This window comes from Aquibium sp. A9E412, assembly GCF_030398335.1.
GTDB lineage: Bacteria > Pseudomonadota > Alphaproteobacteria > Rhizobiales > Rhizobiaceae > A9E412.
In genome coordinates this window covers 1-14885 of the sequence record NZ_JAOAOP010000040.1, presented here as the reverse complement: position 1 = coordinate 14885, position 14885 = coordinate 1, and the positions used below count along the sequence as shown (strand labels likewise).

General features: G+C 70.1%; 12 protein-coding genes, 1 other RNA gene and 2 pseudogenes. 4 read left to right on the top strand and 11 right to left on the bottom strand.

Annotation, left to right across the window (positions count from 1 at the left end; genetic code table 11):
* Positions 1–9: 9 nt before the first annotated feature.
* From N1F89_RS13990 to N1F89_RS13950, 9 genes and pseudogenes are all read right to left on the bottom strand, one after another.
* Positions 10–1638 (bottom strand): ABC transporter ATP-binding protein, encoded by a 1629-nt coding sequence (locus tag N1F89_RS13990; protein WP_290084787.1) that lies wholly within the window; start codon positions 1636–1638, stop codon positions 10–12.
* The gene (locus N1F89_RS13985; RefSeq protein WP_290084786.1) at positions 1635–2105 is read right to left on the bottom strand and encodes a type II toxin-antitoxin system VapC family toxin; all 471 of its coding nucleotides are present in this window, start codon (positions 2103–2105) and stop codon (positions 1635–1637) included. The genes N1F89_RS13990 and N1F89_RS13985 overlap by 4 nt, the downstream gene beginning before the upstream one ends.
* Entirely contained in the window at positions 2106–2393 is a 288-nt protein-coding gene (locus N1F89_RS13980; protein ID WP_290084785.1) for a hypothetical protein, read from the bottom strand.
* 86 nt (positions 2394–2479) lie between these two features.
* Complete coding sequence (locus N1F89_RS13975) at positions 2480–3628, bottom strand: ABC transporter permease (RefSeq protein WP_290084784.1); 1149 nt, start codon at positions 3626–3628, stop codon at positions 2480–2482.
* Positions 3629–4729 carry a microcin C ABC transporter permease YejB gene (locus N1F89_RS13970; RefSeq protein WP_290084783.1) on the bottom strand — a complete coding sequence of 367 codons (1101 nt, stop codon included), beginning with the start codon at positions 4727–4729 and terminating at the stop codon, positions 3629–3631.
* Between the two features lie 51 nt (positions 4730–4780).
* The gene (locus N1F89_RS13965; protein ID WP_290084782.1) at positions 4781–6718 is read right to left on the bottom strand and encodes an extracellular solute-binding protein; all 1938 of its coding nucleotides are present in this window, start codon (positions 6716–6718) and stop codon (positions 4781–4783) included.
* On the bottom strand, positions 6718–8754 hold the full coding sequence (locus N1F89_RS13960) for an extracellular solute-binding protein (protein ID WP_290084781.1): 2037 nt from the start codon (positions 8752–8754) through the stop codon (positions 6718–6720). The genes N1F89_RS13965 and N1F89_RS13960 overlap by 1 nt, the downstream gene beginning before the upstream one ends.
* Before the next feature lie 130 nt (positions 8755–8884).
* A pseudogene (locus N1F89_RS13955) lies at positions 8885–9214 on the bottom strand (cytochrome c family protein); the annotation flags it as partial.
* Positions 9215–9391: 177 nt separating this feature from the next.
* Positions 9392–10117, bottom strand: a pseudogene (locus N1F89_RS13950) (cytochrome c family protein); the annotation flags it as partial.
* 207 nt (positions 10118–10324) lie between these two features.
* On the opposite strand from N1F89_RS13950, the gene N1F89_RS13945 reads away from it, so the two are divergent.
* Together N1F89_RS13945 and N1F89_RS13940 are read left to right on the top strand one after the other, a co-directional pair.
* Positions 10325–11068, top strand: coding sequence for a 3-deoxy-manno-octulosonate cytidylyltransferase (locus tag N1F89_RS13945; RefSeq protein WP_290084780.1), 744 nt, complete (start codon positions 10325–10327; stop codon positions 11066–11068).
* Entirely contained in the window at positions 11069–11935 is an 867-nt protein-coding gene (locus N1F89_RS13940) for a prephenate dehydratase (protein ID WP_290084779.1), read from the top strand. It begins immediately after the preceding gene.
* Positions 11936–11945: 10 nt separating this feature from the next.
* On the opposite strand, the gene nudC is transcribed toward N1F89_RS13940, so the two are convergent.
* Together nudC and N1F89_RS13930 are read right to left on the bottom strand one after the other, a co-directional pair.
* Complete coding sequence (nudC, locus tag N1F89_RS13935; protein WP_290084778.1) at positions 11946–12887, bottom strand: NAD(+) diphosphatase; 942 nt, start codon at positions 12885–12887, stop codon at positions 11946–11948.
* A 55-nt stretch (positions 12888–12942) separates the two neighbouring features.
* Positions 12943–13362 (bottom strand): HIT family protein, encoded by a 420-nt coding sequence (locus N1F89_RS13930; RefSeq protein WP_290084777.1) that lies wholly within the window; start codon positions 13360–13362, stop codon positions 12943–12945.
* A gap of 126 nt (positions 13363–13488) precedes the next feature.
* Here N1F89_RS13930 and ffs point away from each other — a divergent pair.
* Together ffs and N1F89_RS13920 are read left to right on the top strand one after the other, a co-directional pair.
* Positions 13489–13586, top strand: an RNA gene (gene ffs / locus N1F89_RS13925) — signal recognition particle sRNA small type.
* 119 nt (positions 13587–13705) lie between these two features.
* Positions 13706–14885 (top strand): DNA polymerase III subunit gamma/tau (locus tag N1F89_RS13920; protein WP_290084776.1); only part of this gene is annotated, 1180 nt, incomplete at its 3' end.

Below are 14885 nucleotides of genomic sequence, written 5' to 3'. Positions count from 1 at the left end.
GGATCGGTGTTACTGGCTGACGACGCCGGCCGGCGCGGTCGCGATGTCGAAGGCCGCGGCGATCAGGGCGCGGGTGTAGTCGGTGCGCGGCGCCTCGAAGATCTGCCCGGCGGCGCCCGCCTCAACCACCTTGCCGCCGCGCATGACGATCACCTCGTCGGCCAGCGCGCGCACCACCTTGAGGTCGTGGCTGATGAACAGATAGGCGAGCGAATGGCGCCGCTGCAGCTCGCGCAGCAGGTCGACCACCTGCGCCTGGACGCTCATGTCGAGCGCCGAGGTGGGCTCGTCGAGCATCACGAAGCGCGGCTTGAGCACCATGGCGCGAGCGATGGCGATGCGCTGGCGCTGGCCGCCGGAGAACTCGTGCGGATAGCGGAAGCGCGTCGCGGGCTCGAGCTCGACCTCGCGCAGCGCGTCGACCACCATGGCGTCGCGCTCGTCGGGCTTGAGGCGCGGCTCGTGGACGCGCAGCCCCTCCTCGATGATCTCGGCGACCGACATGCGCGGGCTGAGCGAGCCGAACGGGTCCTGGAAGACCACCTGGATCTCGCGCCGCAGCGGCCGCATGGCGCGCAGCGACAGCGTGTCGATCGGCCGGTCGGCGAAGCGGATCGCCCCGTCCGAGCCGATCAGCCGCGTCAGCGCCAAGCCGAGCGTCGTCTTGCCGGAGCCCGATTCGCCGACGATGCCGAGCGTCTGCCCGGCCCGCACGCTGACGTCGATGCCGTCGACCGCCTTGACGTGGTCGACGGTGCGCCGCAGGAAGCCGCGCTTGATCGGGAACCACACGCGCACGTCCTCGCCCTGCATCACGGTCGGCGCGTCGGCGGCCACCGCGAGCGGCTTGCCGCGCGGCTCCGATTCGATCAGGTGGCGCGTGTAGGGGTGCTCCGGCGCGTCGAAGATGCGCGCCGTCGGTCCGTGCTCGACGATCCGTCCCTCGGTCATCACGCACACCCGGTCGGCCACCTTGCGCACGATGCCGAGGTCGTGGGTGATGAACAGCATGGCCATGTCGTTGCGCGCCCGCAGCCGCGCCAGGAGCTCGAGGATCTGCGCCTGCACGGTGACGTCGAGCGCCGTCGTCGGCTCGTCGGCGATCAGCAGCTCCGGCTCGTTGGCGAGCGCCATGGCGATCATCACGCGCTGGCGCTGACCGCCGGAAAGCTGGTGCGGGAAGGCGTCGAGCCGCTTCTCCGGCTCGGCGATGCCGACCTCCTCGAGCAGCTCCACGATGCGCCTGCGCGCCGCCTGCTCGCCCATGCCGCGGTGCAGCTTGAGGATCTCGCCGATCTGCTTCTCGATGCTGTGCAGCGGGTTGAGCGAGGTCATCGGCTCCTGGAAGATCATCGTGATCCGGTTGCCGCGCACCCGTCTCAGCGCCTTCTCGTCGCCGGTCAACAGGTTCTCGCCGCCGAAGGTGATCGTGCCCGATGGGTGGCTCGCCGCCGGGTAGGGCAGCAGCTTGAGCACCGACAGCGCGGTGACCGACTTGCCCGAGCCCGATTCGCCGACCAGCGCGACCGTCTCGCCGCGGGCGATGTCGAACGACACGCGGTCGACGGCCAGCGTCTCGGCCGCGCCCTGCTTGAAGGCGACGGACAGGTCGCGGACGGACAGGAGCGGGGCCGTCATTGCGACAGCTCCGCGGCGAGTTCGGTCAGGGCGTCGCCCTCCGGTTCGATCAGCCGGCATTCCTTCAGCAATGGCGCTGCGGCCGACCAGCGTTTGTCAAAGGTCAGAGCGCTGCTGCACCGGCAGCGCATGGCGGTGGCCAGATGGATGGTGTCGGGCAGCTTGAGCGCAGGGCTCGCTGCGCGAAGGTCGGCGGCCGAGATCAGGGTCTCGCGATCGACCGGCTGCGGCTCGACGCCGGCGCTTGGCCCGATCCATTGCAGATAAAGCTCAGTCAGGCTCTCGTCCCGGTCGCGAAGCGGCTTGACGAGAACCTCTGCGATCGAAAGCTCACTGGTCACGAACGAAATTCTGTCCTGCCGGCGACCGGCGCGAAAGAGGTCGATCAGCGCCTCGCTCTCGCGACCGGACCGTTCCACCATGGCGATGAACACGTTCGCATCGATGTAGAGGCACGCGGTCGGCATTCAATCGCGCCACTCGTCGCGCAATTCACGGATGCGTCGGACCGGTTCGTCGCGGTCGAGGCCTTGCGACCGTGCCGCATGGTTGCGGGTCCGGCGCACAAGGTCCTCGAACAGCTCGATCTGCCGATCATGAGGCGTCGAAGGGGCAGCCGGTGTGTCGGCCGGCCGTGCCGTGGGACGCTTCTCCTCCTCCACGGTGACGCTGACCAGCGCGTCGTCGGACAGACCGTCACGCAGTTCCGCCGGCAGGTTCGCAGCTCGATAGTGCCTGATCGTGAACGTACTCATGATCGACTTTTCCGCTTGTCGCATATGGGGGTGGACGGGCCCCGTCGCGCCGTCAATCCACCCGCGCTTATACCACACGGCCGGGGTCATCTGAACGTCTTGCGCGGGTCGAAGGCGTCGCGCGTCGCCTCGCCGATGAAGATCAGCAGCGACAGCATCACCGACAGCGTGACGAATCCGGCGATACCGAGCCACGGGGCGTTGAGGTTGCGCTGGCCCTGGCGCAGCAGCTCGCCGAGCGAGGGCGAGCCGGGCGGCAGGCCGAAGCCGAGGAAGTCGAGCGAGGTCAGCGTGGTGATCGAGCCGTTGAGGATGAAGGGCAGGAAGGTCAGCGTCGCCACCATGGCGTTGGGCAGCAGGTGGCGGAAGATGATCGTGCGGTTGGGCACGCCGAGCGCGCGCGCGGCGTTGACGTATTCGAAGTTGCGGGCGCGCAGGAACTCCGCCCGCACCACGCCGACGAAGGCGACCCAGGAGAACAACAGCATGATGCCGAGCAGGATGAAGAAGCCCGGTGGCAGCACGGCGGCGATGATCAGGATCAGGTAGAGCACCGGGATCGACGACCAGATCTCGATGAAGCGCTGGAACAGAAGGTCGGTCCAGCCGCCGAAATAGCCCTGCACGGCGCCCGCCGAAACGCCGATGACGGCCGAGCAGCCGGTCAGGATGAGGCCGAACAGCACCGAGATGCGGAAGCCGTAGATGACGCGCGCCAGCACGTCGCGCGCCTGGTCGTCGGTGCCCAGCCAGTTCCAGTTGCCCGGCGTGCAGTTGGGATCGTCGGCGCCCTGCGGATAGCGCGAGCAGCGCTCCTCGGGCGTGTAGAGCCAGGACGGCTTGGCCGGCGCGGCCTGCGGGATCTCGTTGTTGACCGTGCGGTAGGAATAGCGGACCGGCGGCCAGACCATCCAGCCATTGTCCTCGATCTCCTGCTGGATCACCGGGTCGCGGTAGTCGGTCACCGCGAGAAAGCCGCCGAACTTCTGTTCCGGATAGTCGACCAGCACGGGAAACAGGATCTCGCCACGATACGACACCAGCACCGGCTTGTCGTTGGCCAGGAACTCGGCGAACAGCGACAGCACGAACAGCACGAGGAAGATCCACAGCGACCAGTAGCCGCGTCGGTTGGCCTTGAAGTTCTGCCAGCGGCGCCGGTTGAGCGGCGACAGCCACGGCCGCCGCCGCGCGCGCACCTTCTCGACCTCGGTCTTGGACTGGATGTCGGCCATTCACACGTCCCGCCGCTCGAAGTCGATGCGCGGATCGATCAGCGTGTAGGTGAGGTCGGAGACCAGGCTGACCACCAGGCCGAGCAGCGAGAAGATGTAGAGCGTGGCGAACACCACCGGATAGTCGCGGTCGAGCACCGAGCGGAAGCCGAGCAGGCCGAGCCCGTCGAGCGAGAAGATGCTCTCGATCAGCAGCGAGCCGGTGAAGAAGGCGGAGATGAAGGCGCCGGGAAAGCCGGCGATGATGATCAGCATCGCGTTGCGGAAGACGTGGCCGTAGAGCACCTGGCGCTCGGTCAGGCCCTTGGCCCGCGCCGTCATCACGTACTGCTTGCGGATCTCGTCGAGGAAGGAGTTCTTGGTCAGCAGCGTGGTGGTGGCGAAGGCGGCCAGCACCAGCGAGGCGAGCGGCAGCGTCAGGTGCCAGAAATAGTCGACGATCTTGCCCCACAGCGACAGCTCCTCCCAGTTCTCCGAGGTGAGCCCGCGCAGCGGGAACCAGTCGAAGAAGGAGCCGCCGGCGAACAGCACCATCAGCAGGATGGCGAACAGGAAGCCTGGAATGGCGTAGGCGACGATGACGACGCCGCTCGTCCAGATGTCGAAGGGCGAGCCGTCGTTGACCGCCTTGCGGATGCCGAGCGGGATCGAGATGCCGTAGGAGATCAGCGTGATCCACAGGCCGAGCGACACCGAGACGGGCATCTTCTCCAGGATCAGGTCGATCACCGAGATGTCGCGGAAATAGCTCTCGCCGAAGTCGAAGCGCATGTAGTCCCAGAGCATGCCGAAGAAGCGCTCGAGCGGCGGCTTGTCGAAGCCGAACTGCTGCTCGAGCTGGGCGATGAACTCCGGGTCGAGGCCCTGCGCGCCGCGGTAGCTGCTCTCGCCGCCGCCGGCGGCGTCGAAGTCCTGCATGCCGGCGTCGCCGCCGCCGCCGGAGATGCGGTCGCCGGCACCGCCGCCCTGGCCGGTGATCTGCGCGATGACGCGCTCGACCGGCCCGCCGGGCGCGAACTGCACCACCGCGAACGAGATCGCCATGATGCCGAACAGCGTCGGGATCATCAAAAGGAGCCGGCGCAGGATGTAGGCGCCCATCAGCGGGCCTCCGTCTCGGCGGCGGCGCGAGGCCGCCGCGTTGGCGATGCGTCAGCCCTTGCCGATCGCGCGTGCCTTGTCCGCGTCATGCCACCAAAGTGCCTCCACCGGAAACCCGTAGTCGGGCTTCGGTTGTCTGAAACCGAACATGTCCCAATAGGCTGCCCGGTGATTCGCCGAGTGCCAATTTGGAATCCAGTCGCGCCGCGCCCGCAAGACGCGATCGAGCGCGCGCAGCGCCGTGGTCAGGCCGTCGCGGTCCTTCGCCGCGCCCGCCTCGGCGAGCAGCGCGTCGATGGCCGGGTCCTGCGTGCCCGGCAGGTTGCGTGTGCCGGGCACCTCCGCCGCGCGCGAATGGAAGAAGCGTTCGAGCGCGTTGCGCGTCGGCGTGGCGGCGAACGAGGCGGCGATGCCGACCATGTCGAAGTCGTACGCCACCAGCCGCGACTGGAACTGCGCGGCGTCGACCATGCGGATCGTGGCATCGATGCCGATCGCGCGCAGGTTTTCCACATAGGGCGAATAGACGCGCACGAACACTTCGTCGCGCACCAGCATCTCGAGCGTCAGCCGCTCGCCGGTCGCGTCGACGACGAATTGCGGATCGAGCGCGTCCTCGCCGAAGCCGAGCGAGGAGAACATACGCGTGGCGAAGGAGGGCGGTTCCGGCCGGCGCCAGCCGGCCGCCTCCAGAAGCGCGCTCGCCTCGCGCAGCAGCGACCTGTCGCGGCCCGACCCGTCGGAAGCCGGCTGCACCACCGCCTCGCCGAAGGCCGCCTCGGGAACCGTGTCGCGAACGCGCTCGAGCAGTGCCAGCTCCGCCTCCGAAGGCAGGCCCTCGGCCTTGTAGGGCGAGCGCTCGAAGGTCGAGTGCGAGCGCTCATAGGCGCCGAAGAACAGGTTGCGGTTGGTCCACTCGAAATCGAAGGCGAGCGCCAGCGCCTCGCGCACCCTGGGATCGGCGAAGCGGCGGCGCCGCTGGTTGACCGCCCAGGCCTGCATGGCCGGGCGCATCTCGTGCGGGAACGCGCGCTTGACCACGTGGCCGGCCTCGAAGGCGGGGAAGTCGTAGCCGGTCGCCCAGACCTGCGCGGTGAATTCCTGCCGGTAGAGCACGTTGCCCTTCTTGAACGCCTCGAAGCCGGCATTGCGGTCGCGGTAGAACTCGATGCGGATGCGGTCGAAGTGGAAGAAGCCGCGATTGACCGGCAGGTCGCGGCCCCAGTGGTCGGCCACCCGCTCGTAGTCGATCGACTGGCCGGCATTGACCCGGCCGACCCGGTAGGGGCCGGAGCCGAGCGGCGGCACCATCTGCGAGCTGTCGAAGGGATGCTCGGTGAAGAAGGCCTTCGAGATGATCGGAAACTGCGCCACGTCGAGCACGGTGCGCGGCGCCTGCGCGCCGGTGAAGGCGAGGCGCACGCGGTGCGGACCCTCGGCCACCGCCTCGGCCAGCTCGGCGAGCGGCAGCAGCAGCGAGGGATGGCCCTTCTCCTTGAACAGCAGGTAGGAGAAGGCGACGTCGTCGGCCGTCAGCGGCGTGCCGTCGTGCCAGCGCGCCTGCGGCCGCAGATCGAAGGTGAAGACGTTGCCGTCGTCCGACACCGTCACGCTTTCGGCGACCTGGCCGTAGACGGCGTCCGGCTCGTCGAGCGCGCGCGCCATCAGCGCCTCGAAGCACAGCTCCATGCGCGGCGGCGCGTCGCCGGTGCGCACGAATGTATTGAGCGTGTTGAAGGTCAGCACGTTCTGGTTGAACGCCCAGTTGGGCGGCGAGAAGTTGAACGTGCCGCCCTTCGGCGCGTCCGGGCTGGCATAGGCGAAATGGCTGAAATCGGCCGGGTAGGCGAGGTCGCCGAAGGCGGAAAGCCCGTGCAGCGGCGTGCCGGACGGCACCGCCGCCCAGTTGGGCCGCGGCAGCGCGGTTGCCGCCAGCGCCGCCCCGGCGCCGCCCAGGAAGCCGCGCCGCGACAGCCAGCTCGGCGCCATCACGTGCGGCCTCCGAAATACTCGCGCGCCAGCTCCTGCGCCTTGTCCTCGTCCACCCACCACGAATCGATGTCGAGGCCGATGTAGCCCGGCTGCTCCTCGGGGATGCCGAACTTGTCCCAGTGGGCGATCCACACCTCGGGCAGGTGCCACTGCGGCACGACGTAGAAGTTCCACAGAAGCACCCGGTCGAGCGCCCGCGTGGCCGCCACCAGCTCCGCGCGGTCCTCGGCGAAGATGATGCGGTCGACCAGCGTGTCGACCGCTTCGTTGCGGATGCCCGGCAGGTTGCGCGAGCCCGGCGCGTCGGCCGCCTCCGAGCTCCAGAAGTCGCGCTGCTCGTTGCCCGGCGACTGCGATTGCTGGTGCACGAAGGTCACCACGTCGAACTCGAAGCCGCGGTAGCGGTTGACGTACTGCGTGGTGTCGACGATGCGCAGCGAGGCGTCGATGCCGAGCCGGCGCAGGTTCTCGATATAGGGCGCGGTCACGCGCTCGTCGGTCGGGCTGTTGCCGAGGAACTCGATGGTGAAGCGCTCGCCCGCCTCGTTGACGAGGAAGCGCGTGTCGGCCGGTTCCTCGCCGAGGCCGATCCACGACAGCAGCCGCTCGAAAAAGCCGGGCGGTTCGGGCTGCCGCCAGCCGGCCTCGCGCAGCAGGCCGCTGGCGCGGCGCAGATGCGCGCGCTCGGCCTCCGGCGAATCGTAGACCGGCAGCGCGAACGGTTCGGTGAAGACCTCCTCGGGCACCTGGTCCTCGACCGTCCTCAGGATCTCCAGCTCGCGGCCCTCCGGCAGGCCGCTGGCGGCCAGCTCGGTGCCCTCGAAGAAGGAGTCGGTGCGCGTGTAGGAATCGTAGAACAGCGTGCGGTTCATGCGCTCGAAGTCGAAGGCGAGCGTCAGCGCCTGGCGCACGCGCCGGTCCTGGAACTTCTCGCGCCGCGTGTTGAGCGCGAAGCCCTGCATCGGCTCGCCCGAGCTGGTCGGGAAGACCTTCTTGACCACCGCGCCCTGCTCGAAGGCGGGGAAGTCGTAGCCGGTCGCCCAGCGCTGCGAGCTGTTCTCCGGCCGGATGTCCTGGTAGCCGCCCTTGGTGAAGGCCTGCCAGGCGGCGTTCTCGTCCTGGAAATAGGTGTAGCGGCGCTCGTCGAAATTGTTGCGGCCGACGTTCACCGGCAGGTCCTGCGCCCAGTAGTCCTCGACCCGCTCCCAGGTGATCTCGGCGCCGGGCTCGAAGCTGGCGATGCGGTAGGCGCCGCCGCCGAGCGGCGGCTCGAGCGTCGGCGCGCCGATGTCGCGCGGCCGGCCCTCGGCGTCCTCGCCGGTCCACCAGTGCTTGGGCAGCACGGCCAGGTCGCCCATGATGTGCGGCAGCTCGCGGTTGCCGGTCTGGTCGAAGCTGAAGCGCACCTCGCGCTCCGACACCGCCACCGCTTCGGTCACATTGGCGTAGTAGCGCTTGTAGAGCGGGCTGTGCTCGGTCAGCGCCTCGAACGACCACACCACGTCCTCGGCGGTGATCGGCGTGCCGTCGTGCCAGCGGGCCGCGGGGTTCAGCCGGTAGGTGGCGGCGGAATAGTCGTCGGGATAGCGGAACGCCTCGGCGATCAGCGCGTGGCTGGTGCTCGGCTCGGTCGTCGACTGCTGCATCAGCGTGTCGTAGAGCAGCCCGCCGAAATTGCTCAGCCCGGCGGCCGGATTGCCGCGCACGACGAACGGGTTGAAGCTGTCGAAGGTGCCGATGGCGATGCTGTTGAGCGTGCCGCCCTTGGGCGCGTCGGGGTTGACGTAGTCGTAGCGCGCGAAGGGGCGGGTCTCGGCGGCCGGATCGATCAGCGATCCGGACGTGCGCCAGCGCTCGCCGGCCGGCGCGGCCTCTTCGGCCGGCTGCGTCCGCTCGGTCTCGGGCGCCGTGCCGGCCTGCTGGGCGCCGGCGGCAAACGGCGCGAGGGCGAGGACGAGGACGGCGGCGCCGGCCGTCAGGCGGCGCGCGCGGCGACGGTCGTCGGGCATTCTCAGGAACGCAGGAATCGGCATCTCCCCTCGTCGTTCGTGTTCGTGCGCGCCACGTGGCGGGCGCGCTTCGGTCATTAAAAAAGCCGGCTCAAGCCGGCTTTTTCAAGGTGCGCAAGGTTAATTCTTTGTCATCCGGGCGGCCCTGCGGCGCCTATTCGGCGCCGGGCAGGGGGGCAGGCTCTTCCGCCAGCGTGCGCAGATAGGCCACCACGTTGGCGCGCTCGTCGGTGTCCTTCAGGCCGGCGAAGGCCATCCGGGTGCCGGGCACCGTGCCGCGCGGGTCTTCCAGATAGGTCATCAGGTGGTCGTAGTCCCAGGCGACCTCGCCGCCCTGGCCGTATTCGACCATCGCGTCCGAATAGTTGAAGCCCTCGACACCGGCGATCGGCCGGCCGACCACGCCCCACAGGTTGGGGCCGACCCGGTTCGGTCCGCCCTGATCGGCGGTGTGGCAGGCCGCGCAGCGCCGGAACACGCTCTCGCCGGCAGCGGCATCGGCCGCCGCGACGAGCTGTGCGGCCTCGCCGGCACCGCCGGCAGCGGCCTCGTCCTCGGCCGGAGCGGCGGCTTCATCTTCCGCCGGAGCAGCGGCGTCATCCTCGGCGGGTGCGGCAGCGTCGTCCTCGGCGGGTGCGGCGGCGTCATCCTCGGCGGGCGCGGCGGCGTCATCCTCGGCGGGTGCGGCGGCGTCATCCTCGGCCGGGGCAGCAGCGTCATCCTCGGCGGGTGCGGCAGCCTCGTCCTCGGCCGGTGCGGCAGCCTCGTCCTCGGCCGGTGCGGCGGCCTCATCCTCGGCAGGCGCGGCGGCCTCGTCCTCGGCGGGCGCGGCGGCTTCCGGATCGGGCAGCGGCGCCGGGTCGTTCGACAGCGTGCGCAGATAGGCGATGACGTCCGCGCGGTCCTCGATCTTGCGCAGGCCGGCGAAGCCCATCGCCGTGCCCGGCACATAGCCCTTGGGGTCCTCGAGGAAGCCGCTCAGGTGCTCGTAGTCCCACACCACCTCGCCGCCTTCGGAAAACTCCTCCAGCGCAGCGGAATAGGCGAAGCCCTCGACGGAGGCGACCGGACGGTTGACGGTGTCCCACAGGTTGGGGCCGACACGGTTGGCGCCGCCCTCGTCCACGGTGTGGCAGGCCGCGCAGCGCTTGAAGACGTTCTCGCCGGAAGCGGGGTCGGCGGCAGCGAGCAGCGGCGCGATCGGCTGCGCCTCCTCCTCGGCCGGGGCCTCGCCGCCCTCCGCCTCTTCCGCCACCGCGATGGCGTAGCCGGGCGTCTCCGGCGGCTCGGTGTGGAAGATCGCTTCGGAGATGATGCTCACCGAGAAGACGATGAAGGCGACACCGAGAAGGGCACCGAGTATCTTGTTGATTTCGAACGAGTCCATTACGCCCCCAGGCTCCCCGTTGAGAAGACATGCGCGCCGGCGCCAGGCGCCCCGCAGCGGGGCTTCGCATCGCGGCCATGATCGGCCGAGGCCGGTTAAAACGCGCGCGAAACTAGGTCTTTTGCTCGGGCCATGCAACACATATAAGGCTGTCGGGAAGTGAGACCTTTTGCCACTTTCCGGCCCGCCGAAACCCGTCCTGGAACGATGCCCACCCTTTTACTCATCCCCGCGCGCATGGCCTCCACGCGCCTGCCCGAAAAGCCGCTGGCCGACATCGCCGGCCTGCCGATGATCGCGCACGTCGCCGCGCGCGCCACCGAAAGCGGGCTCGGCCGCGTCGTCGTGGCGACCGACACGCCGGAGATCGCCGACACCGCCCGGACGCACGGTTTCGAGGCGGTGATGACCGGCGCCGAGCACGCCTCGGGCTCCGACCGCATCTACGAGGCGCTGCAGACGGTCGACCCCGACGGCGCCTACGACACGGTGATCAACCTGCAGGGCGACCTGCCGACGATCGCCGCTGACGACATCCGCGCCGTGCTGGCCCCGCTCGACGAGCCGGCCACCGACATCGCCACGCTGTGCGTGGCGATCACCGACCCGGCCGAGGAGAGCAGCGCCAGCGTCGTCAAGGTCGTCGGCTCGCCGCTCGCCGACGACCGCCTGCGCGCGCTCTACTTCACCCGCGCCGCCGCGCCTTGGGGCGACGGCCCGCGCTATCACCATGTCGGCATCTACGCCTATCGCCGCCCGGCGCTCGCCCGCTTCGTCGGGCTTGCCCCCTCGACGCTGGAGCGGCGCGAGAGCCTCGAGCAGCTTCGCGCGCTCGAGGCGGGCATGCGCATCGACGCGCAGATCGTGCGCGCCGCGCCGCTCGGCGTCGACACGCCGCTCGACCTCGTGCGGGCGCGCGAGATCCTCGGCGGCAACGGACGGGAGGCCTGAATGAGCGGCGCCAGCGACACCATCGCCTTCCAGGGCGAGCCCGGGGCCAACTCTGACACCGCCTGCCGCAACATGTTTCCCGGGCTCGAGCCGTTGCCCTGCGCCACCTTCGAGGATGCCTTCAACGCGGTGGAGACCGGCAAGGCCGGCCTGGCGATGATCCCGATCGAGAACACGATCGCCGGCCGCGTCGCCGACATCCATCACCTGCTGCCCGAATCGCGGCTCAACATCGTCGGCGAGTACTTCCTGCCGATCCACTTCCAGCTCATGGCCCGGCCCGGCGCGACGATCGACACGATCGAGGCGGTGCACAGCCACATCCACGCGCTCGGCCAGTGCCGCAAGATCATCCGCCGGCACCGCTGGCGCCCGGTGGTGGCCGGCGACACCGCCGGCGCGGCGCGTCAGGTGTCGGAGGAGGGCAACGAGACGCATGCGGCGCTGGCGCCGCGGCTCGCCGCCGAGCTCTACGGTCTCGACATCCTGGCCGAGGACGTCGAGGACACCGACAACAACGTCACCCGCTTCGTCGTGCTGGCCAAGAACGGCCGCTGGGCCGAGCGCCGCGGCGCCGACCAGCGGATGATGACGACCTTCATCTTCCGCGTGCGCAACGTCCCGGCCGCGCTCTACAAGGCGATGGGCGGCTTCGCCACCAACGGCGTCAACATGACCAAGCTGGAGAGCTACCAGCTCGGCGGCAAGTTCTTCTCCAGCCTGTTCTACGTCGACGTCGAGGGTCACCCGGAAGACCGCAACCTGGCGCTGGCGCTGGAGGAGCTGCGCTTCTTCTCGCGCGAGGTGCGCATCCTCGGCGTCTACGAGGCGCATCCCTTCCGCGCCACCCAGAGCGAGGACGACTGAGGCCCGCCGCTCAGCCGCGCTCGGCCCAGGCGCGGATCAGATGGGTGGCGATGGCGCCGTCGGGCGGCACGGCGAACGGCGCGTCGCCGGCGCGCGCCAGCGCGGCGCGCACCGCCGCCCGGTCGAAGAAGCGGCAGTCCTCCAGCTCGTCGGTGTCGGGCCGCACCGTCTCGTCGAGCGCCTCGCCGAAGCAGCCGATCATCAGCGAATAGGGAAACGGCCAGGGCTGACTCGCGTGATAGGCGACGCGGCCGATGCGCACGCCCGACTCCTCGTGGGTCTCGCGCCGCACCGCCGCCTCGATCGTCTCGCCGGGCTCGATGAAGCCGGCCAGGCAGGAATACATGCCCGGCGGGAAGTGCGGGCTGCGCCCGAGCAGGCAGCGCTCGCCGCACACCGCCAGCATGATCGCCACCGGGTCGGTGCGCGGAAAGTGCTGCGCACCGCAGGACGGGCAGACGCGCCTGTAGCCGCCGTCGCGCATCGCGGTCTCGGCGCCGCAGCGGCCGCAGAAGCGGTGGTTGGCGTGCCAGGCCAGCAGCGCGGCGCCCTGCGCCAGCTCGCCGAGCGCCTCGGCGTCGACCAGCCCCTGCATGTAGACCGAGCGGTAGTCGACCGCCTTGACGCCGTCGGGCAGCGCCTCGGGCGCGCCTCCGCCGGGCGCGGCGAGCACCGGTCCGCGCGGCCCGTGGCCGAGCAGCACGGTCGCCTCGCGGAGCGCCCCGAGCGCGTCGGCCTCGGCAGCGGTGAAGCGCGCGTCGGCCCGGCCGTCGGCGATCTTCAGGTGCAGCCGGCCGTCGCGCATCACCAGGACCCGGGCGGCCGGATCGGCGAGCGCCAGGGTGGCCGAGTCGTCGCTGCGCTTTTCCGACTGGCGGTCGATGCGGTTGCCGGCGAAGCCGACGAACTGGGAGGGCTCGCGCGCCGGCGCGCCCGAGAAGGGGAAGCTCATCGCGTCCTCGCCGGGGCCGGGGCTGAAAGGTGGCGCTGCGCGTTTCCGCATGGCCCTAAAGCGCGGCGCGGATCTTCTCGGCCAGCCCGTGCAGCTCCTCGCGCCGATAGAGCTCGCGGCCGTCGAGCCCCCACACGGGACCCGGCCAGCCGGCATCGCCCTCGAAGCGGGCGACGACATGCACGTGAAGCTGCCGCACGACGTTGCCGAGCGCCCCGCAGTTGATCTTGCTGCAGCCGGTCGCCTCCTTGAGCGCCTTCGACACCATGTTGATCTCGAAGGTCAGCATCGCCTGGTCGAGCGGCGTCAGGTCGTGCAGCTCCTCGACGCCGGGGCGCTGCGGCACCAGGACGAGCCACGGCCAGCGCCGGTCGTTCATGATTCGCAGCTCGCACAGGCCGAGCCAGATCAGCGGCCGGCTGTCGCATTCGAGCCGCGTGTCGAGTTCGAATCCAGCCCCGGGTTCCGGCAGCATCGCGCACAATCCTCACGGTGCGGGAAGGCTAGTGGGCGCCGCCACCCACTGCAAGCGTTTCGTTGGCCGCTGCCGCGGTCGCCGGCGGCCTTGCATTTGCCGGCGCGATTGCCGATATGGGGGCCGGGAGGTTGGTGGTGGACGCGCCACTCGCCAACCGGGTCAGGTCCGGAAGGAAGCAGCCCTAACGAGCTCCGGCACGGGTCACCGTGCCAGCCTCCCACCTTCGAGCGAGACGCCTCGGCCCGCGGCCCGGCCGTTTCGCCCGCCGCGCGGCGGGCCGCCCGCCACGGCGCAGGCCGCGCCGACGGCCATCACGGTTGACGGGGAGCGCGAGCCACGCATGGACCAGGCCGCTGAGGAGCGCAAGCAGGCCGCCGGCGCCGCCTACCGCGTGCTCGCGCGCAAGTACCGTCCGAGCGACTTTTCCGCCCTGATCGGCCAGGAGCCGATGGTGCGCACGCTGACCAACGCGTTTGCCAGCGGCCGCATAGCCCAGGCCTGGATGCTGACCGGCGTGCGCGGCGTCGGCAAGACGACGACCGCGCGCATCCTGGCGCGCGCGCTCAACTACAAGACCGACGGCGTCGACCAGCCGACGATCGCCTTCGAGCGCCCCGGCGAGCACTGCCAGGCGATCCTCGAGGGCCGCCACGTCGACGTCATGGAGATGGACGCGGCCTCGCACACGGGCATCGACGACATCCGCGACATCATCGAGCAGGTGCGCTACGCGCCGGTCTCCGCGCGCTACAAGGTCTACATCATCGACGAGGTTCACATGCTGTCGAACCAGGCCTTCAACGGCCTGCTGAAGACGCTCGAGGAACCGCCGCCGCACGTCAAGTTCATCTTCGCCACGACCGAGATCCGCAAGGTGCCGATCACGGTGCTGTCGCGCTGCCAGCGCTTCGACCTGCGCCGCGTCGACGCGGGCATGCTGACCGCCCACCTCAAGGCGATCGCCGACCGGGAGGGCGTCGAGGCCGACGACGAGGCCTTCGCCATGATCGCGCGCGCCGCCGAGGGCTCGGTGCGCGATTCGCTGTCGATCCTCGACCAGGCGATCGCCCATTCGGCCGGCCGGGTGACGCCGCAGACCGTGCGCGACATGCTGGGCCTGGCCGACCGGTCGCGCGTGGTCGACCTGTTCGAGCATCTGATGAAGGGCGACGTCGCCGCCGCCCTGGCCGAGTTCCGCGCCCAGTACGACACCGGCGCCGACCCGGCCGCCGTGCTCACCGACCTGGCCGAGTTCAACCATCTGGTGACGCGGCTGCGCTTCGTGCCGGCCGCCGCCGAGGACGCCTCGCTGTCGGAGGAGGAGCGCCGCCGCGGCCTCGCCTTCGCCGACGCGCTGTCGGTGCGCGTGCTGTCGCGCGCCTGGCAGATGCTGCTCAAGGGCATCGCCGAGGTGCAGGCCTCGAACCGGCCGGTGGCGGCCGGCGAGATGGTGCTGATCCGCATCGCCCATGCCGCCGACCTGCCGCCGCTCGACGAGGCGCTGAAGGCGCTCGAGGAGG

Coding starts and splice junctions, on each gene's coding strand:
- N1F89_RS13940 (WP_290084779.1), top strand. CDS start 11,069: ATGAGCGGCGCCAGCGACACCATCGCCTTCCAGGGCGAGCCCGGGGCC.
- N1F89_RS13975 (WP_290084784.1), bottom strand. CDS start 3,628: ATGGCCGACATCCAGTCCAAGACCGAGGTCGAGAAGGTGCGCGCGCGG.
- N1F89_RS13970 (WP_290084783.1), bottom strand. CDS start 4,729: ATGGGCGCCTACATCCTGCGCCGGCTCCTTTTGATGATCCCGACGCTG.
- N1F89_RS13985 (WP_290084786.1), bottom strand. CDS start 2,105: ATGCCGACCGCGTGCCTCTACATCGATGCGAACGTGTTCATCGCCATG.
- N1F89_RS13965 (WP_290084782.1), bottom strand. CDS start 6,718: ATGGCGCCGAGCTGGCTGTCGCGGCGCGGCTTCCTGGGCGGCGCCGGG.
- N1F89_RS13990 (WP_290084787.1), bottom strand. CDS start 1,638: ATGACGGCCCCGCTCCTGTCCGTCCGCGACCTGTCCGTCGCCTTCAAG.
- N1F89_RS13930 (WP_290084777.1), bottom strand. CDS start 13,362: ATGCTGCCGGAACCCGGGGCTGGATTCGAACTCGACACGCGGCTCGAA.
- N1F89_RS13980 (WP_290084785.1), bottom strand. CDS start 2,393: ATGAGTACGTTCACGATCAGGCACTATCGAGCTGCGAACCTGCCGGCG.
- N1F89_RS13945 (WP_290084780.1), top strand. CDS start 10,325: ATGCCCACCCTTTTACTCATCCCCGCGCGCATGGCCTCCACGCGCCTG.
- N1F89_RS13960 (WP_290084781.1), bottom strand. CDS start 8,754: ATGCCGATTCCTGCGTTCCTGAGAATGCCCGACGACCGTCGCCGCGCG.
- nudC (WP_290084778.1), bottom strand. CDS start 12,887: ATGAGCTTCCCCTTCTCGGGCGCGCCGGCGCGCGAGCCCTCCCAGTTC.